At 50.2% G+C, this 18,136-nt stretch carries 22 protein-coding genes; 11 read left to right on the forward strand and 11 right to left on the reverse strand.

Annotated elements, in window-relative coordinates:
- Nucleotides 1–2: 2 nt before the first annotated feature.
- Nucleotides 3–596: a hypothetical protein gene (locus D9T21_RS17295; protein ID WP_123326361.1), complete on the reverse strand. Its 594-nt coding sequence runs from the start codon at nt 594–596 to the stop codon at nt 3–5.
- The gene (locus tag D9T21_RS17300) at nt 589–1,092 is read right to left on the reverse strand and encodes an RNA polymerase sigma factor (RefSeq protein ID WP_123326363.1); all 504 of its coding nucleotides are present in this window, start codon (nt 1,090–1,092) and stop codon (nt 589–591) included. Before D9T21_RS17300 ends, D9T21_RS17295 begins: the two co-directional genes overlap by 8 nt.
- Nucleotides 1,093–1,244: 152 nt before the next feature.
- On the opposite strand from D9T21_RS17300, the gene D9T21_RS17305 reads away from it, so the two are divergent.
- On the forward strand, nt 1,245–1,520 hold the full coding sequence (locus D9T21_RS17305) for a hypothetical protein (protein ID WP_123326365.1): 276 nt from the start codon (nt 1,245–1,247) through the stop codon (nt 1,518–1,520).
- 213 nt (nt 1,521–1,733) lie between these two features.
- On the opposite strand, the gene D9T21_RS17310 is transcribed toward D9T21_RS17305, so the two are convergent.
- The 4 genes from D9T21_RS17310 to proB all read right to left on the reverse strand — a co-directional run bounded on the left by D9T21_RS17310 (nt 1,734) and on the right by proB (nt 5,634).
- On the reverse strand, nt 1,734–2,663 hold the full coding sequence (locus D9T21_RS17310) for a D-2-hydroxyacid dehydrogenase (protein ID WP_123326367.1): 930 nt from the start codon (nt 2,661–2,663) through the stop codon (nt 1,734–1,736).
- Complete coding sequence (locus D9T21_RS17315; RefSeq protein ID WP_123326370.1) at nt 2,663–3,100, reverse strand: acyl-CoA thioesterase; 438 nt, start codon at nt 3,098–3,100, stop codon at nt 2,663–2,665. Before D9T21_RS17315 ends, D9T21_RS17310 begins: the two co-directional genes overlap by 1 nt.
- A gap of 100 nt (nt 3,101–3,200) precedes the next feature.
- Nucleotides 3,201–4,451 (reverse strand): glutamate-5-semialdehyde dehydrogenase, encoded by a 1,251-nt coding sequence (locus D9T21_RS17320; RefSeq protein WP_123326371.1) that lies wholly within the window; start codon nt 4,449–4,451, stop codon nt 3,201–3,203.
- Between the two features lie 79 nt (nt 4,452–4,530).
- Complete coding sequence (proB, locus tag D9T21_RS17325; RefSeq protein WP_123326373.1) at nt 4,531–5,634, reverse strand: glutamate 5-kinase; 1,104 nt, start codon at nt 5,632–5,634, stop codon at nt 4,531–4,533.
- Nucleotides 5,635–5,921: 287 nt separating this feature from the next.
- Between proB and D9T21_RS17330 the strand changes: the two genes are divergently transcribed.
- From D9T21_RS17330 to D9T21_RS17345, 4 genes are all read left to right on the forward strand, one after another.
- Nucleotides 5,922–8,366, forward strand: coding sequence for a M1 family metallopeptidase (locus D9T21_RS17330; RefSeq protein WP_377908727.1), 2,445 nt, complete (start codon nt 5,922–5,924; stop codon nt 8,364–8,366).
- 22 nt (nt 8,367–8,388) lie between these two features.
- The gene (locus D9T21_RS17335; RefSeq protein WP_164464743.1) at nt 8,389–8,877 is read left to right on the forward strand and encodes a DUF6702 family protein; all 489 of its coding nucleotides are present in this window, start codon (nt 8,389–8,391) and stop codon (nt 8,875–8,877) included.
- Between the two features lie 113 nt (nt 8,878–8,990).
- Nucleotides 8,991–9,266: a hypothetical protein gene (locus D9T21_RS17340; RefSeq protein ID WP_105934898.1), complete on the forward strand. Its 276-nt coding sequence runs from the start codon at nt 8,991–8,993 to the stop codon at nt 9,264–9,266.
- A 6-nt stretch (nt 9,267–9,272) separates the two neighbouring features.
- The gene (locus D9T21_RS17345; protein WP_123326377.1) at nt 9,273–10,586 is read left to right on the forward strand and encodes an ABC1 kinase family protein; all 1,314 of its coding nucleotides are present in this window, start codon (nt 9,273–9,275) and stop codon (nt 10,584–10,586) included.
- Here the strand turns inward: D9T21_RS17345 and D9T21_RS17350 are convergent.
- A complete protein-coding gene (locus tag D9T21_RS17350) occupies nt 10,583–10,891 on the reverse strand; it encodes a DUF6482 family protein (protein WP_123326379.1) in 309 nt (102 codons plus the stop codon). The two genes, D9T21_RS17345 and D9T21_RS17350, sit on opposite strands and share 4 nt — an antisense overlap.
- A gap of 264 nt (nt 10,892–11,155) precedes the next feature.
- Between D9T21_RS17350 and D9T21_RS17355 the strand changes: the two genes are divergently transcribed.
- The gene (locus D9T21_RS17355; protein WP_123326381.1) at nt 11,156–12,004 is read left to right on the forward strand and encodes a DUF3014 domain-containing protein; all 849 of its coding nucleotides are present in this window, start codon (nt 11,156–11,158) and stop codon (nt 12,002–12,004) included.
- A gap of 72 nt (nt 12,005–12,076) precedes the next feature.
- Here the strand turns inward: D9T21_RS17355 and D9T21_RS17360 are convergent, their stop codons facing one another.
- The gene (locus D9T21_RS17360; protein WP_164464741.1) at nt 12,077–12,373 is read right to left on the reverse strand and encodes a DUF3566 domain-containing protein; all 297 of its coding nucleotides are present in this window, start codon (nt 12,371–12,373) and stop codon (nt 12,077–12,079) included.
- Nucleotides 12,374–12,515: 142 nt separating this feature from the next.
- Here D9T21_RS17360 and D9T21_RS17365 point away from each other — a divergent pair, with 142 nt between their 5' ends.
- The 4 genes from D9T21_RS17365 to D9T21_RS22795 all read left to right on the forward strand — a co-directional run bounded on the left by D9T21_RS17365 (nt 12,516) and on the right by D9T21_RS22795 (nt 15,113).
- Entirely contained in the window at nt 12,516–13,805 is a 1,290-nt protein-coding gene (locus tag D9T21_RS17365; RefSeq protein ID WP_123326385.1) for a metal-dependent hydrolase family protein, read from the forward strand.
- Between the two features lie 66 nt (nt 13,806–13,871).
- Nucleotides 13,872–14,393, forward strand: coding sequence for a YqaA family protein (locus tag D9T21_RS17370; RefSeq protein WP_123326387.1), 522 nt, complete (start codon nt 13,872–13,874; stop codon nt 14,391–14,393).
- A gap of 94 nt (nt 14,394–14,487) precedes the next feature.
- Complete coding sequence (locus D9T21_RS17375; RefSeq protein WP_123326389.1) at nt 14,488–14,925, forward strand: hypothetical protein; 438 nt, start codon at nt 14,488–14,490, stop codon at nt 14,923–14,925.
- Nucleotides 14,926–14,942: 17 nt separating this feature from the next.
- Entirely contained in the window at nt 14,943–15,113 is a 171-nt protein-coding gene (locus tag D9T21_RS22795) for a hypothetical protein (RefSeq protein ID WP_164464742.1), read from the forward strand.
- Here D9T21_RS22795 and tusA read toward each other — a convergent pair.
- From tusA to rph, 3 genes are read right to left on the reverse strand one after another with little or no spacing between them, the layout of a single operon-like run.
- Nucleotides 15,110–15,367: a sulfurtransferase TusA gene (gene tusA / locus D9T21_RS17380; protein ID WP_123326391.1), complete on the reverse strand. Its 258-nt coding sequence runs from the start codon at nt 15,365–15,367 to the stop codon at nt 15,110–15,112. The genes D9T21_RS22795 and tusA overlap by 4 nt on opposite strands.
- Nucleotides 15,357–15,998, reverse strand: a complete 642-nt coding sequence (pyrE, locus tag D9T21_RS17385; RefSeq protein WP_123326393.1) for an orotate phosphoribosyltransferase — start codon at nt 15,996–15,998, stop codon at nt 15,357–15,359. The genes tusA and pyrE overlap by 11 nt, the downstream gene beginning before the upstream one ends.
- A 14-nt stretch (nt 15,999–16,012) precedes the next feature.
- Nucleotides 16,013–16,726, reverse strand: a complete 714-nt coding sequence (rph, locus tag D9T21_RS17390) for a ribonuclease PH (RefSeq protein WP_123326395.1) — start codon at nt 16,724–16,726, stop codon at nt 16,013–16,015.
- Nucleotides 16,727–16,933: 207 nt separating this feature from the next.
- Here rph and D9T21_RS17395 point away from each other — a divergent pair, with 207 nt between their 5' ends.
- A complete protein-coding gene (locus tag D9T21_RS17395; protein ID WP_123326396.1) occupies nt 16,934–17,797 on the forward strand; it encodes a YicC/YloC family endoribonuclease in 864 nt (287 codons plus the stop codon).
- Nucleotides 17,798–18,136 lie beyond the last annotated feature (339 nt).

An 18,136-nucleotide genomic window follows, 5' to 3' on the forward strand; every position in this document is an offset into this window, starting at 1 on the left:
GCCTAAGAGAACAGGTCGTTTTGCTCCTGACTGACCAGCCGCGCATATTCCTGTTTGAATTTCTGCTCACGCTTATACGCCCAGTAGCCAAATCCTGCCATCAGCACACTGATGATAATAAAGGTGGTCACACCGCCTTTATCCACAAAGGATTCCCAGCTGAGATCGCCAACAACGGCAGCTATTCCCCAGATAACCAGCAAGATTAACTCACTACTCCAGGCAGAATGCATGGTGATCCGCGCAATTCTCTGATTGCTGAGATACTGCTTTTTTAACGTTTCGCGGTAATGGCTGGTATCTTCAAACGAGGCCAGCACCGCATGCCGGCGCAACCAGATAACAAAACCAGTAAATACGCCGCCACAAACCATCACACCGCACAACACCAGGGCCAGATATAAAGGCAGTTTTTCCCAGCTGTAAATGAGCATCCCCAGGCCAATCAGAAAGCCTGTGAAATCAGAAACAATGTACCAGCGCTGCAGGCGTTGCTGATGCTTAAGACGCCGGGTTACATCGCTCAGATCGATTTCGCTCACCGGCTGCTGTTGCCAGAGTGCGGTTAAGTCCTGCTCTGGTTTTTCATTATTCATGGTTCATCCTCTGCTGCAGCGTGGTTTTAGCCCGCTGCAGTAATACACCAACGTGATTCTTGGTTAAGCCACACACTTCGGCAATTTCCTGATAGCTGAGTCCTTCCAGGGTGAGTGTCATGACCTGACGCATGGTAACCGGCAGGGTACGAATCGCTTCCAGCAGGGAAGTCACCTGCCGGCTGCGGGCCGCCACATATTCAGGTTCATCATCAATTGCCCCTGCCGTGCCAACGATATCGTCATCATCCGGCTGACTCACATCGCGATTCTTTACCTCTTTACTAACGTGAGTCACCGCCCGGTTATGGGCAATTTTCAGGATGTAGGTTTTAAGACTGGCGTCGCCGTTAAAGCGCTCTAACCCTTGCCATACCGCCAGCGCTATTTCCTGCAACAGCTCCTGACGCACCGATTCATTGGCCTCGTAGCTCGACGCTACGCGACTCAACAGGGCCTGATGTTCGGCGAGTATTTGCTTAAAGTCCTTGTGCACAAAAATCCTGGTATGAAAGGTTAAATGACTTTTCTTACTTCCTTTAGTCTGCCTTCAGCAAAAAAAATAACACTTATATGTAATTTTTTTTAAAGGCTGATGACTATACCGGTAACAACACCATTTGGTTAGTCCCTACAGAGGAAATCACCATGACACATACAGAGATAATTTTATTAGTAACAGCCATGCTTGGCCTGGGCTTATTTTGTCATTACCTGGATGCCAAATATCAATGGCAGCTAAGCGCCTGGTTTTACGGCAAGCCGGTAAATCCGTTTAAAAAAGCACAGCAGGCAAACGCGCAAACCACCGCCCAAAAAGACGGTGAAATTGCGGCCTTAAAAGAGCGTATCGCCGTGCTGGAGAAAATCGTTACTGAACCGGCCTATGAGCTTAATCAGGAATTAAGTAAGTTGTGCCGGTAGAAAAAAATAGCTTTCATTTGTCATCACGTCCGACTCTACTTCAATCAACCGGCCCTTCTTCTCTTGTCATCCCGGCCGACTCTAATTTAGTCATCCCGGCCTCCGAGCCGGGATCTCCTTAGCAGCCCGGCTACCTGAAACAATCTTATTGAATGAGTAAAACTTTTTTAGGAGATCCCGGATAGTTTCTCGAAACTTCCTGGATAACGGAGCTTAGCAACCCTCGATAAACCCTTGTAGGCGTTCAGCAGCAATTTGTACCAAACGCTGGCGTGCCTCTTTGGCAGACCAGGCAGAATGTGGCGTGATCAGCAGGTTGGGTAAATCAAGCTGTAACAGGGGGTGATCCGCTGGAGGAGGCTCAACTGATAAGGTATCAAGTGCGGCGCCAGCAATTTGCCCTTCATTAAGCGCCGTTACCAGTGCCGCTTCATCAATAAGACCGCCACGGGCCGTATTGATAAGCAAAGCAGAGGACTTCATTAACGCCAGTCGTTCGGCGTTGATCAGCTTGTCGGTTTGCGGGCTCAACTGGCAGTGCAAACTCACTACGTCCGCTTCAGGGAGTAAATCATCCAGCGCTCTGCGTTCAGCAGAGGTCGTTCCTGGCCGGGCTGCTACCGAGACTTTCATCCCAAACGCCCGCGCCAGCTCTGCAAAGCGTTGCCCCAGCGTGCCGTAACCCACGATGATCAGATGTTTACCAGCCAGCTCCATTACCGGGTTATCCAGCAAACAAAAATACGGAGAGCGTGACCAGTCGCCTTGTTTTACCTGTTGGGTAGTAGGCGCAAACGAAGTGGCCAGATTTAACAGCAGCATCATGGCGTGCTGCGCAACAGAATCGGTGCCATAGCCGTCAACATTGTTAACCGTAATACCGTGTTGCTGGCAGTAGTCGGTATCCACATTATTGGTACCTGTCGCCAGGACGCCCACGTAACGCAGTTTTTCGGCCTGACCTAAAGCGTCGGCATTGAGTACCACTTTATTCACCAGCACAATTTCGGCATCGCGAATACGTTCGTTGACCTGCTCGGGCGTGGTGGTCGGGTAACGGGTAACTGTTACAGGTAATGATTCAAATTCGCTGAGGGTAAGATCGGTTCCCAGCGAATCGCTATCGAGCACAACCGCCCGCATTATAACGACTCGATAATACGTTCAAGGGCCGTTCTGGTGCGGGCCGGAACAGGCACTACACGACCGGTAGAGCGGTCGACAAAAACATGTACAAACTGGCCATGGGCAACCCGGCGCTCATTGGTACCGGCGTAAATAGACACACCGTAGGTTACTGAACTACGACCAATTTTAGCGACCCGAACGCCCACATCCACGTCTTCAGGGTAGGCAACATGGGAGATAAACTGACACTGTGAACTCACCACGTGAGCCACTACCGGACTGGTACGAAAATCCATACCCGCCTCATCACATAAAAAGCGGTTTACCGCGGTATCAAAAAAGCTGTAAAACACCACGTTATTCACATTGCCGTAGATATCATTATCCTGCCAACGGGTTGGCAATGTAACCTGGTAAGGGTAATCGCTGAGGGACGGGGTAATATCCGTCATAATACTCTTTCATCCTTTATTGACTGACTGGCAACGAAGACACAACGTCTGCCGCGAAAAATATAACACTACGCCATTTATGTTTGAGATTAAACCACGTTCACGCGCGGGTTTGCCCTTGTCCGAGTACCACAAACTTTTCGGTGGTCAGGGATTCAGCCCCCATAGGGCCATAAGCATGTAATTTACTGGTCGAGATACCAATTTCAGCACCCAGCCCCAGTTCACCGCCATCAGAAAAACGTGAGGACGCGTTAACCATCACCACGGCAGAATTAATATCCCGGATAAACGCATTGGCCGTGGTGTAGTTTTGCGTAGCAATCACTTCGGTATGACCGGAGCCGTACTCGGTAATATGGGCAACGGCATCATCGTAACTATCCACCACCCGCACGGCAATTTCCATGGCCAGGTATTCGGCCTGCCAGTCGGCGTGGGTAGCCGAAATCGCCTCGGCAAAATGGCCAATCGACGAGTCGCAGGCGTGGATCATGGTGTTATGTTGCTTGAGCATGGCAGCCGCCCGGGGCAAAAACGTATCGGCCACCGCACGATGCACTAAGCAGGTTTCCAGCGCGTTACACACGCCGGTACGCTGGGTTTTACCGTTTTCCAGCAGCCCCAGAGCCTGGTCAAGGTCGGCGTCTTTATCGACGTACAAATGGCAAACCCCTTTGTAGTGCTGTATCACCGGGATCTGGCTGCGCTCGCTAACATATTCAATTAAGCCTTCACCACCACGGGGAATGATCAGGTCGACATACTCTTTTAAGGTCATGAGTTTATTCATGATCTCGCGATTCGGGTCGGGGATCACCGTGACCGCCGCGGTATCGATATCAAATTCGCGCAGCACATGGTGAATACAGGCAGCCAGCGCCAGATTAGAGTGTAGCGCTTCTTTACCACCACGCAGGATCACGGCATTGCCCGCTTTGAAGCATAACGCCGCAGCATCGATGGTGACATTGGGGCGCGACTCATAAATCATCGCAATTACGCCCAGCGGAATGCGCATTTTGCCAACCTGAATACCACTGGCCATGGTTTTAAGTGCTTTGATTTCGCCCACCGGATCGGTTTGATTCGCAATCGAGGCTACCGCATTGGCAATGCCCATAACCCGCTCTTCGGTAAGGGTCAGGCGGTCAACCATGGCAGCATCCAGCCCAACCGTTTTAGCATGTTCCAGGTCGAGTTGGTTAGCGCTTAAGATATTACTCACCTGGCTCACCAGGTGCTTGCTGATGGCCATTAAAACCGCGCGTTTTTGCTCACCACTTAATCGGGCAACCTGTCTGGCGGCCACTTTCGCCTCACTGGCGGCTTTGCGAATTGAAAAACTCATACCGACTCCCATTGATTAACGGATCAGTTAATTGTAGCAGTGCTGCGGCGCAGTCATTGCAGGTACGCCGCACATTGTCTCAGGGCTTAAATAGCACCAGATCATCCCGATGGACAATCACTTCGCCACTGTCATACCCAAGGATAGTATTGATCTGTGCGCTCTTCGCGCCTTTGATTTGTCGCAATTCCTGTGCGCCATACAGCGCAATACCTTTAGCAAGCACCTGTTTTCCACAGTGAATTTCGATAGCGTCGCCAGGACTAAAGTGACCACTTACTTCTATCACGCCTGACGGCAGTAATGATGCACCTTTATTAACCAGGGCTTTCTTGGCGCCTTCATCTACCTCTATGCGTCCACGGGTTTTTAACGTGTGTTCGAGCCATAAACGACGAGCGGTTTTCTGCGACTGCTGTGCTTTAAACAGCGTGCCCGGTAGTTGCCCTTCGTGCAAGGCATCAAAAACCGTTCCATTGCGGCCGTTAACGATCAGTGTCTGAATACCACTGCGGGTGCATTTATCGGCGGCTTCGATTTTGGTGCGCATACCGCCGGTTCCCACCGACGTACCGGCGCCGCCGGCAATGGCATAAATATCCGGGGTAATGTTTTCCACTTCCGGAATGAGCGTCGCGTCGGGGTTTTTACGCGGGTCTGCGCTGTACAGGCCATCAATGTCGGAGCAAATGATCAGCGTATCTGCGCCGGCCACCAGTGCGGTGTAGGCCGCCAGATTGTCGTTATCACCCACTTTCAGTTCATTAACTGCCACTGTGTCGTTTTCATTAACGATAGGCAGCGCCTGATGATTGAGTAATTCACGAATGGTATTTTTGATGTTTACATAGCGCGTACGGTCGTGCAGATCGTCATAGGTCAGCAGTACCTGAGCACAGGGAAAATCAAAAAAACGCTGCCAGTTAGCCATCATATCAATCTGGCCAATGGCCGCCATGGCCTGTTTTTCAGCGATGGATGCCACGTGGTTGACCGGAATTTTGGCTCTTCCGGCGGCAACACTGCCTGAAGACACCAAAATCACTTCTTTACCCGCCTCACGGCTGGCATTGATAAATCGCGCTATGGGAAGTAAGTACCGGCCACTGCATCGCTGTCCGTCTGGCGCAATCAGAGCGCTTCCTATCTTGATAACAGCGCGTTGCCAGGAAAATGTACTCATCTGGAGAAATCGATAGATAAACGGGGTGTTAAGAATATTACAACGCGCCCACAAAACAAACAAAAAACCATGAATATCTTGCCCTGTGAAGCTCTGTTTGCGTTCAGTTTTTGGCTATTTACGGTCAATCGCTGGCAAATTTCACCGTATTAGAATTAAACTATGTGTCTTCTAATAAATATAGGTGACGATGCGTTAAGGAATTCCTTCTCGTCAATCTGAGCCATTTTCCACTTAACGACGAAGGAATACCTATGAGTAAGCGTATGCCGAAGTTAGTTTGGTTGATGCCAGTGCTGTCGATTATGTCAGCCACGCCAGCTTTTGCTGATGGTGCAATCAAGCAAACCAAAGGTGATTTTGAGGATAAGTTCCGCCAGCTGGAAGAAGTGTTACCCACGCCAAACGTTTATCGTAACGCGGCGGGTGAACCAGGCCACCAGTACTGGCAACAGCAAGTTGACTACGATATTGATGTAACGCTGGACGAAGAAAAGCGTCGCATTGATGCCAGCGAAGAAATTGTTTATCACAACAATGCGCCGGATACGCTGAAATACCTGTGGATCCAACTGGACCAGAACAAATTCCGTGACGACTCTATGTCGGCACTGACCACTACCTTTGGTGGTATTGGTAACCGTGGGCCGGCAACTTCTGCCGCGTCTGGCAGCTCACCAGCCAAATTATCCATGGGCGCTATTCGTCGCCAGCAGTTTGTTGACGACAACGAACTGGGTTACCAAATCAAAAAAGTCACCGATGGCCGTGGTAAGCCTCTGCACTACGTGATTGTTGGCACCCTGATGCGTGTTGATCTGGCTGAACCATTAAAGCCGGGCAAGAAAACCGAACTGAACATCGACTTTGGCTACAACATTGTTGAAGAAGATGCGGTATCAGCGCGTTCTGGTTACGAGCACTTCCCGGATGACGAACGTGAAGGTGGCAACGATATTTTCCTGCTGGCTCAATGGTTTCCGCGTCTGGCGGCTTACACCGATTACGAAGCCTGGACTAACAAAGAATTTATCGGTCGCGGTGAATTTACCCTGGAATTCGGTGATTACGAAGTATCCATGACCGTACCGGCTGACCACATCGTCTCTTCTACCGGTGTGCTGCAAAACCCCAGAGATGTGCTGACCAGTGAACAGCGCGATCGTCTGGAAGAAGCCGAAGATGCTGATCGTCCTGTCTTTATCGTTACGCCGGAAGAAGCGCTGGAAAACGAAAAAGAAGGCACCAGCGATACCAAAACCTGGCACTTCAAGGCCGACAACGTACGTGACTTTGCCTGGGCCTCTTCACGTAAGTTTATGTGGGATGCCAAAGGCGTTAAGCAGGGCGGTCCGCAGAAGCACGTAATGGCGATGTCGTTCTGGCCGAAAGAAGGTGGCGATCTGTGGAAGAAATATTCTACTGAGTCCATCGTGCATACGCTGGAAGTGTACAACCGCTTTACCTTTAACTACCCGTACCCAACAGCACAGTCGGTCAATGGTCCGGTGGGCGGCATGGAATACCCCATGATCACTTTTAACGGCCCGCGTACTGAATTACAGGACGATGGCTCGCGCACTTACTCACTGGCTGAGAAGCGCTTCCTGATCGGCGTGGTTATTCACGAAGTGGGTCACACTTACTTCCCAATGATCGTAAACTCTGACGAACGTCAGTGGACCTGGATGGACGAAGGCTTAAACAGCTTCCTCGACGGCGTTGCCGGTCGCGAATGGGATCCGGACATTCCATGGGGTGTTGAGCCGCGCGACGTGACAGGTTATATGAAGTCACAAACTCAGGTACCCATCATGACTCAGTCTGATTCGGTACTGCGTTTAGGTCCGAATGCTTACACCAAGCCAGCGGTTGCCCTGAACATTCTGCGCGAAACTATCCTGGGTCGTGAGCTGTTTGACTTTGCCTTTAAAGAATACGCCCAGCGCTGGATGTTTAAGCGTCCTACGCCATCTGATTTCTTCCGCACCATGGAAGAAGCGTCAGGCGTTGATCTGGACTGGTTCTGGCGTGGCTGGTTCTACACTACTGATCACGTGGATATCTCACTGGACAAAGTGTACAAGCTGCGTCTGGATACTGAAGATCCGGATATCGATTATGCCCGTGAGCGTCAGTTCGAAAAAGACAAGCCAATGTCGCTGACCGTTGAACGTAATAAAGAAGAAGGTCGTAAACTGTGGGTAGAACGCTTCCCTGATATCACCGACTTCTACGACGAAAACGATCAGTACACGGTAACTAACAAAGAGCGTAACAAGCACCAGAGCTGGCTGAAAAAGCTTGAGCCTTGGGAACGTAAAGCCTTTGAACGTGCCATTGAAGAAGACAAAAACTACTACGTGATGGAGTTCTCTAACGTGGGCGGCCTGGTTATGCCAATTATTCTGGAAATGACCTTTGCCGACGGTACCAAGGAAATGATGCGTATTCCGGCTGAAATCTGGCGTCGTACCCCCAAGGCTGTTAGCAAGCTGGTGGTGACCGACAAAGATAAAGAGCTGGTAAGCGTAACTGTTGACCCGCGCTGGGAAACAGCTGATGTGGATGTGGAAAACAATCACTATCCGCGTCAAATCATTCCTTCACGAATCGAAGCGTACAAGTCTAAGCGTACGACAACGGGTGCTCGTCGCGATATCATGCAGGATATCAAAACTGAGCTGAAAACCGACGAAGACGGTGAGAAGAAAGAAGGTGATGACAACTAAACTCAATAGAGTAAAAAGTGTCATGCAAGCAGGGCTTTATGCCCTGCTTATCTTTATGGCCTGTGGTCAGGCTGTGGCACATCAGCAAAAAACCGCCATCACGACGGTGTTATTTAATCCGCGTACTGAGAACATCGAAATCATGCACCGGTTTAACCTGCATGATGCAGAGCACGCCGTTAAAGCGCTGTTCAAGAAAACGGCCGATATTCTGGATGACAAGGAAACGCAAACCCAGTTTGCCCGTTATGTCTCGAATCGCTTTGTGCTGTTTAATGCTCAGAATGACTCACTGCCGCTTAACCTGGTCGGTTTTGAGGTAGAAGGCAAGCATTTCTGGGTATATCAGGAAACTGCCCAACCACCTGCACTGGAAGGCCTGCAAATTCGCCACGATGCTTTGCGGGATTTATGGCCGGAGCAAGTAAATACTATCAATGTGGAAGGCAATGGCGATTTAAAAACACTGACCTTTACTGACAGTGTTGAATTACTGGAAGTCCACTTTTAATAACTCCAGGTACCGCAATAGCGCTTGCGGTACTGTTTATTCAGACCAAGGTCGCATTTGACCTGACCTGCGTAAATGGTCATGATGCTCAAAACAATGACAGGGCAATCTGAATGACCGACACCAACCAAACCCATACTCCCCAGGCAAAAAAGAAAAACATAATTTTTGTTTTCCTGTCTGGTGCCATGGCACTCACTATTATTGTAATGATGTTCTTACCTGACAGCGGTATGGGCACAGGCTTAATGGCTATTTACGGCAGCATGTTATGGTGTGGTATCTTCGGCGCCTCACTAGCCCGTTATCTGGGCAAAAACGGCTGGTTCGGTTTTGGCTTTGGCAGCGCCGCCGGCATGCTGATCCAGTTTATCTCGCAATTCGTTTAAAGGTGTATGAGCCAGCCCCCGAAAAATAAACCCGTTCCCAGCTCACGCATAGCCAGGCTCTCGCGGATCGGTTCGCTGGCCACCAAAATTGCCGGTAGCGTTATTTCTAACGGCACCACTAAGCTGCTTTCAGGCCAACGGCCGGTCTTATCAGACCTGGTACTCACTCCTAAAAATATTCAGCGCATTACCGACCAGCTGGCATCTTTGCGGGGTGCCGCGATGAAATTGGGCCAGCTCATTTCTATGGACAGCGGCGAGTTGCTACCACCGGAGCTCAGCGCCATTTTAGCCCGCCTGCGGGAAGACGCCGACCCGATGCCTAAAGAGCAATTACAACAAGTGCTCGACGAAGCCTGGGGCACAGGCTGGTTCGACACGCTACTGTATTTTTCCTATGCGCCCATTGCCGCGGCGTCGATTGGCCAGGTGCACAAAGTGATTACCCTGCAAGGTGAAACGCTGGCGGTCAAAGTGCAGTATCCGGGCATTGGTAACAGCATCGACAGTGACGTAGACAATGTCGCCAGTATAATCCGGCTTTCCGGCCTGCTGCCCGGCTCCTTTGATATAAAACCGCTGCTGGCCGAAGCCAAACTGCAACTGCATGACGAAGCAAATTATGTTCGCGAAGCCGACATGATGACCCGCTACCAACAGGCAGCAGCAGACTTTGAGAGTTTTGTAGTACCCGAGGTTTATGCCGCACTCAGTACGCCCAATGTACTGGCGATGACACATATTATCAGTAGCCCCATTGAAGCACTCAGTGAACAACCACAAACAGTGCGTAATCACCTGATGACGGAGCTGTTCAGGCTGTTCTTTGATGAAGTATTTGCCTTCCAACTCATTCAGAGCGATCCGAACATGGCAAACTATCGCTACATGCCAGACTCGCAGCAAATTGCCTTGTTAGATTTTGGCGCCTGCCGGGAAATACCAGCGGCTATATCTAACGGCTATTTACAGCTACTGCGCAGTATGGCCGAAGAGGATATGCCTGGTGTGGCCGAAGCCGCTTTGGATATTGGCTTAATGCAAGCGTCTCACACTGAAGAGCAACAGGCCAGCGTGCTGGCCATGGGCCGTCTGGCTTGTGAGGCATTGTACTGTGACGGGGCCTATGACTTTGGCAACAGCGACCTGCTAGGGCGTTTACAATCGGCGGGCATGGCGCTTAGCTTCGAGCAGGATTTCTGGCATGTACCGCCCATAGACGCGGTATTTATCCATCGCAAACTTGGCGGCCTGTATTTACTGGCTAAACGCCTGAATACGCAGGTGGATTTGCGCGAGGCCGCCGCGAAGTGGCTTTAATAAGGTAAATCCATGCTAAAAGGCAACGCCATGGAGTGTTTCGCCTTAGGCGGATTACCAATCATTTCATCGTAAGGGGTATCGTGGGTCATAAATGAATTAGCCACCTCACAATGGGCGAAAAATTCACGAATATGGCCGGCACTGTAAAACCGCATGGGTTGGTCTTTATCGCTAAACACCAGGCCGGTATTGCCATCAATGGTTAGCTGGACCAGATAAACATTCATTTCGTACGACTGAACTTCCAGGTTCTCGATTTCCAGCGGGCCTTTCTCAATATCGCTGCTCATAAACTTGTGCATAAACACTCCGAAATCAGTAATTCGTCTTTTAGTACGCACGAAAGTAAAGAAAGGATGAAGTGAACCAAATTCCCCCCAAAGCATCTATAAAATCGTACCTGTTAACGGTTTACTCTTGCTGCCAAGTCCTGTATTCAATAAATATGAGCGCAGCAAGTGAGTTTTCATAATCGAAAAGATTTGCAAAAGTGCATTGATTTTCAGCGGATTGTCATTAACTCTGATAGTATGGAATTCCGCAGCCAATGATCAAGGTAGACAAATATGAGCGAAAATACTGAGCAACGATCCTGGTTACCTTATGCCATAGTAATTGGCGTAATCGTTGTTGTGTTGCTGGTGGTGCTGATGTGGCCATCGAGCGAACCAGAGCCGCAACCAGTTGTTGAGCCAGAAACGCCAGCAGTTGCCCAACCTGAACCAATTGAGCCTGAGCCAGCCGATACTTTTGAAGCTACGCCACCGCCAGAGCCGGTAGAAATCGATCCGGATCAGAAAGTAGAGCCCATGCCAGAGCCGGCTCCCGAGCCAGAGCCGCTGGACGTAAGCGATACGGCAATTAAAGCTGCGCTGGAAACTATTGCCACCTCACCAGCACTGAGCCGCCTGCTGGTTAACGATGGTCTGTTACAACGCTTTGTTGTTGCCGCAACCAATCTGGCCGATGACGAAATGGCGCCAAATCACCGCTTACTAACGCCACCGGACCAGGACTTCAGGGTGTATACCCAGGCAGACCGCGAGTGGATAGACTCCGCCAGTTACAAGCGTTACACCCCGTATGTGGATGTACTTGAGTCAATGAGCAACGAAGATTTGATTGCCCTGTATGAAACTTATCAGGACGAGATTCAGACCAAGTATGCCGAAATTGGTGACCCGGACCAGCCTTTCACCGAGGTACTGATAGAAGCCATTGATACGCTGCTGGATACACCAGAAGTTAAAATGCCGGTAGAAGTTTATACGGATTCCGTTATGTACAAGTACGCCGACGAGCGCCTGGAAAGTTTATCTGACCCGCAGAAACAACTACTGCGCACCGGCCCGGATAATATGCGCCGCATTAAAGCGAAACTACGCGAGCTGAAAGACAGCCTGATGGCCCAGTAAGCCAGCAACGAAAAACGTTATTGAAAAAGCCACCTGACGGTGGCTTTTTTATTGACGCTTGCTTGTTAACCCTTAGTCATTTGCTTCCAGCGTAACCTTTACGCCGCCGGTCAGTTTAGCCAGCAGGTTATAGATAAACGCCATAATCAGCGTGAAGATATAAGTGAGAACAAAATAGAAAAACGGCATTACGAAGGTCATAGCGCCAGTGAACATAAACGGCATTCCATTTTGCTCAGGCATATTCGGTACCATTGAGGTCATCAAAAACGTAAACGGCAGCATAAAAATCAGCGACAGAATGGCAAACACCAGTGCCACGTGGATAGCCAGTGAATGCGCCGATATTTTCTTTAATCTTTGTTGCATAGCGGGAGTTCCTTTTTTATTGGTATTTTCCTGTTGCTCTTCAGGGAGCATTGTAAGTTGCTGTTAGTGTGCAGGGTATTTTGTAAAAGCGCCAGTCATGACATAAAGTGAAGTGACTTCACAACAACAAGAGCAAAGAGTAATGAAGAATACGATCAAATCCATCCTGCTGGCGGCAATCCTGCTCCCTGTGAGTTATGTACAGGCCGCCACGGTGATCCATGCGGGCAACGCCTTTACCGGCACCGATGACAAGCTAACCGGCCCGGTATCACTGATTATAGAGAACGACACCATCAGCGAGATCCGCAAAGGCCATATTAAGGTGGCCAAAGGCGACACGCTTATCGATCTTTCTGAGTCGGTAGTTCTGCCAGGCTTAATGGACATGCATGTTCATCTAAGCTCCCAGCAAAGCGGCACCTCGTCGTACCTGAAGCGCTTTACCCTTAACGAAGCCGATTACGCTCTGGCGGCGGCCCATTACGCCAATAAAACCCTGATGGCAGGCTTTACCACCGTGCGCAATTTAGGCGACAGCTATAACGAGACGGTATCACTGCGTAACGCGATTAATCAGGGCATGGCAACCGGCCCGCGTATTTACACTGCAGCCAAATCGCTGGCCACCACCGGCGGCCACGCCGATCCCAGCAACGGCATGGCGAAGCGAATTCGTCCGGATACCGGCCCGGCAGCGGGTGTTGTTAATGGTGTGGCCGAAGCGCGCCAGGCCGTTCGGCAGCGCTATCAGGATGGTGCCGACGTGATTAAAATTACTGCTACAGGCGGTGTATTAAGCGTGGCCAAAAGCGGTCAGAACCCCCAGTTTATGAACGATGAACTCGATGCGGTGGTCGCTACCGCAAAAGACTACGGTATGACGGTTGCGGTGCACGCCCACGGTAAGGAAGGCATGATCCGCGCTATCAAAGCCGGCGTCACCTCCATTGAACATGGCACCTACATGGACGAAGAGGTGATGGCGCTGATGAAAGAGTACGGCACCTATTATGTGCCAACCATTCTGGCCGGTGAGTTTGTTGCCGAAAAAGCGAAAATTGACGGCTACTTTCCAGACATCGTTCGCCCTAAAGCTGCGGCGATCGGCCCCCTGATCCAGGCCACATTTGGCAAGGCTTATAAGAACGGCGTAAATATCGCCTTTGGTACCGACAGTGGCGTTTCAGCCCATGGTGATAATGGTCAGGAATTTGGTTTGATGGTGGAAGCTGGCATGCCCCCTGCAAAAGCAATACAAGCCGCTACGATAAACGCAGCCACCATGCTCGGCATTGAAGATAAGCTGGGTACCCTGGAGGCCGGTAAATTCGCTGATATCGTCGCGGTTAAGGGCAATCCGCTACAAGATATTACGACACTGGAAAACGTGCAGTTTGTAATGAAAGGCGGAAAAATTTACAAACAATAGGGGCGTTTTCCCTTGGTGAAAGAGAAACTAAAACGTAAGACCAAGGCACTCGTGGACTCCCAGCACATGCTGCGCGGGATCACGATTGCCTCCTTTCTGGAATCCACCATTGTACCCATCCCACTGGAAGCGGTACTTATTCCGTTAATGCAGGCCAAACGGGAAAAACTCTGGCTCATTGCCTTAATGGCTACGGTTGGCTGTATTATCGGCGCGCTGTTTGGCTATGCCATTGGCTATTTTCTTTTTGATGCCGTGGGCCAGGACCTGATTAGCTGGTTTGGCTCCGAACAACAGTTTGAGCGCGTTACGCAAAAAATGGAGGCTCAGGGCTTCTGGTTTGTGCTAACGCTGGGCATTGTGCCGGTCCCCTTTCAGATAGCAATGCTCGCCGCTGGCGCCACCAAATACTCTATCTGGCTGTTTCTGCTGGCGACTGTTATCGCCCGTTCGCTACGGTACTTTAGCCTGGCACTGATAGTTAAAGTATTCGGTAACAAAGCTGAACGCTTTATTCGTCGCTACAAAACCAAAGCCATGATCGGCATTACAATTGTTGCCGCCGGACTGTGGCTGATACTTAGCTAGAAACCAGCTCAAAAACCACTATTGATAATAATTCTCATTTAGATTAACTTAGTAATGAATCTTATGCATTGCTGGATTAAAGGAGATAGTGGTTATGCGCAGCTCATTACTTTGCCCGGTCTACCGGAAATGGTTACAACTGCATCCGGAGCAGGCCCGGTTCGAACGACAAAAGCTTAAACTTGAGGCATTGCAACTCAGGCGCGATGGCGAGCTATCACGAGCCAGAAAGCTCTACACTCAGGTATGGGAAATTGCGCAGTCCATATTATTTGCACTGCGCCGGCCTGACAGCACATCGCAAATTTACCATCAGGATCTGGTGAGCTTCGTGGCGGCCGCCATGGCGGTAAATCATTGCAGTAAAGCGCAGTCTGAATTCAGCCAGGATGTGCTCAATGACACTCAGCAACAGCTCTCAGCGCTGATGCCGCTGTATGCATCGGAGCCACAACTACTGTCCACTATTCATCAGTTAAAAGAATGGTTACGTCACGATGATGTGATGCAGTTTTCAACCCATCTGCATTGATCAGGAAGGAGGATCCAATGAAATCATTTCAGCCACAACCGGAGTTCGTTAATGTGCAGTTGAGGGTATCGGTGCTAAAGCAGTTACTGCAGGGCCAGAAGATTCATTTAAGTGACATTCACAGCACGTCGCTGGAACATAAGCACTGCCTGCAACAGCTGGTGTTACAGGCAGCATCAGAAGGCTAAAGGCCTTTTTTCAATAAGTAGCGATAGGGAAGTTGTTCGGTATCAGCTGCCACCAGGGTGTGCTGCATAAAGCGGCAAAAACTGGGGATGTCTCTGACCGTCGCCGGATCGTCGGCGGTAATGCACAGCGTCTGGCCATCTTCGAGCTTACGCATTTGCAAACGTACCATCATTACCGGCTCCGGGCACCTAAGGCCCAGCGCATCCAGTTGGTGATCGGCGTCCTGCCAGTTAACCGCAGGCTCAGATGCCATAGTTTTCCCGATAGGTTTCGATAGCGCGGATCGCCTCATCGTATCCACCGGCAGACCTGAGGTAGGTAACCACATCATTCAGTGAAACAATAGACACCACTTTGGTGTTGTAGTCGCGCTCGACTTCCTGGATTGCCGAAAGCTCACCGGTACCACGCTCCTGGCGGTCCAGAGCAATCAGCACACCGGCAAGCGAAGCATTATTGGCTTCAATCAGGGTCATGGATTCACGGATCGCGGTGCCCGCAGTAATCACGTCATCCACCAGCATCACTTTACCTTCCAGCGGGCTGCCCACCAGGTTACCGCCTTCGCCATGGGCTTTGGCTTCTTTACGGTTAAAGCAATACGGCACATCCATATCGTGATGGTCGGCCAGTGCCACCGCGGTAGTGGTAGCAATTGGGATCCCTTTGTAGGCAGGACCAAACAATACATCAAAGTCGATGCCCGCATCGGTTAATGCATCTGCATAGTAACGACCAAGTTTGGCTAAATCGCCACCGCGATTAAACAAGCCCGCGTTAAAGAAATACGGACTTTTGCGGCCAGACTTTAAGGTAAACTCACCAAATTTCAGAACGCCACGGGCAATCGCGAACTCAATAAACGCCTGTTGGAATGCTTTCATGGGATCTCCGAACCTTAATTTAATGCAGCTTTCTGAATATCAAACAATTCACGTAAACCATGCTTGGCGATTTCCAGCAGTTCGTGCATTTCTTCAAAGGAGAAGGGTTCGCCTTCAGCCGTGCCCTGCACTTCAATTAATTTACCGGTTTCGGTCATTACCACGTTCATATCGGTTTCAGCAGCAGAATCTTCGATGTACTCCAGATCGGCGATAGGTGTACCTTCGTAAATGCCTACCGACAGCGCAGCAATCATGTGCTTAAGCGGGTTGGCTTTAATAATGCCTTTATTACGCATGTAAGTAAGGGCGTCGATTAACGCCACACAGGCACCGGTAATAGAGGCTGTGCGGGTGCCGCCATCGGCCTGGATTACATCGCAATCAAAAGTAATGGTATTTTCACCGAGTAATTTAAGATCCACCGCAGCACGTAAAGAGCGGGCAATCAAACGCTGGATTTCTAAAGTACGACCACCTTGCTTGCCGCGCGCCGCTTCGCGTTGCGAGCGGGTATGCGTAGAACGGGGCAGCATGCTGTACTCAGCGGTGATCCAGCCTTTTCCCTGACCTTTCATAAAACGTGGTACGCCCTCTTCAACCGTGGCATTACACAAGACTTTAGTGTTACCAAATTCCACCAGCACAGAACCTTCTGCATGGCAGGTAAAGTTACGGGTAATGGTGACGGGGCGGATTTGGCTGGCAGTTCGGCCACTTGGGCGCATGGTAATCTCCTGAAATTGGGTGCTCGGCTAATTTAACGGCGCTAGTATACCGTAATTAATGGCATAAGTTGAACGTTGAATCATTCCAGGCTGAGCGATGTTCCATGTGAAACGCAGCTCTGTGGCATCGAAGCAAAGGCATAGGGTTAAGGTGCGGACTGTAGTACAATAGGTTACAACACAAGCAATATGCCGACGGACAATACAATGATTTACAGCATGACGGCTTTCGCGCGCAGCGAAGTAAAAAAAGACTGGGGAACCGCAGTATGGGAAATTCGCTCAGTTAACCAACGCTACCTGGAAACCTATTTTCGTTTACCGGAACAGTTTCGTAGCTTAGAACCGCTGCTGCGCGACCGCTTCAGAAAGCGTTTACAACGCGGCAAAGTAGAGTGCGCCTTACGCTTTACCGCCAATGACGCAGCCGTCACTAAGTTAACCCTTAACGAAGAGCTGGCCAAGCAGGTATTACATGCTGCGGACTGGGTACAGTCGCACGGTCAGTCTACCGGCGTCAACCCACTCGATGTACTGCGCTGGCCGGGTGTCATTGCTGCCGAAGAGGCCGATACAGATACTATTCAGGCCGACTTACTGACCGGCCTCGAAAAAGCCATGGATGACTTTATTACTGCCCGGGGCGATGAGGGCGAAAATCTCAAGTCGCTGATTGAGCAGCGCCTTGATGCCATTGAGATAGAAGCGCAGAAAGTGGCCGGGCGCATGCCGGAGATCCTTACCTGGCAACGGGAACGGATTCTGACCCGCTTTGAAGAAGCCAAGCTGGACTTGGACGCCTCCCGTATTGAACAGGAGATGATCCTGTTAGCGCAAAAAGTGGATGTGGCTGAAGAGCTCGATCGCCTCAATTCTCACGTAGGTGAAACCCGCAAGATCCTGAACAAAGGCGGTGCCTGCGGTCGTCGCCTGGACTTTATGATGCAGGAATTTAACCGCGAATCGAACACGCTGGGCTCAAAATCCATTAACACCGAGATTACCCAATCTGCGGTAGAGCTTAAAGTGCTGATTGAACAAATGCGCGAGCAGATCCAAAATATCGAATAGTTTTTTTACCCGTCCAAGAATGTCTTAGAAGCCCTGTTATTTGCTTGTAAATACAGGGCTTTTTTATTTTTCCCGTCCAAATCGGTTTGCAGATATCCGTTACCAACTGCCTGTTTAGTGGTGGGCAGAATGGTGGGCAGCCCCCTCATTTTGGCTCAATAAGCGTTTTGCGGTGAGCAAATTGGTGGGCAGTAAGTTACCCAATTTTCGCATTTAACTCGCCACCACAACAGGTTAGCTGCTGATTCAATAAGCAAATCGGTGGTGGGCAGCCATTATTGCCCCCTCCATTATTTCAGCAACTATGGAGTAAACATGGGAAAACTCACAGCAAAACAG

The organism is Marisediminitalea oceani, from assembly GCF_003731635.1.
Taxonomy (GTDB): Bacteria; Pseudomonadota; Gammaproteobacteria; order Enterobacterales; family Alteromonadaceae; genus Alteromonas; species Alteromonas oceani.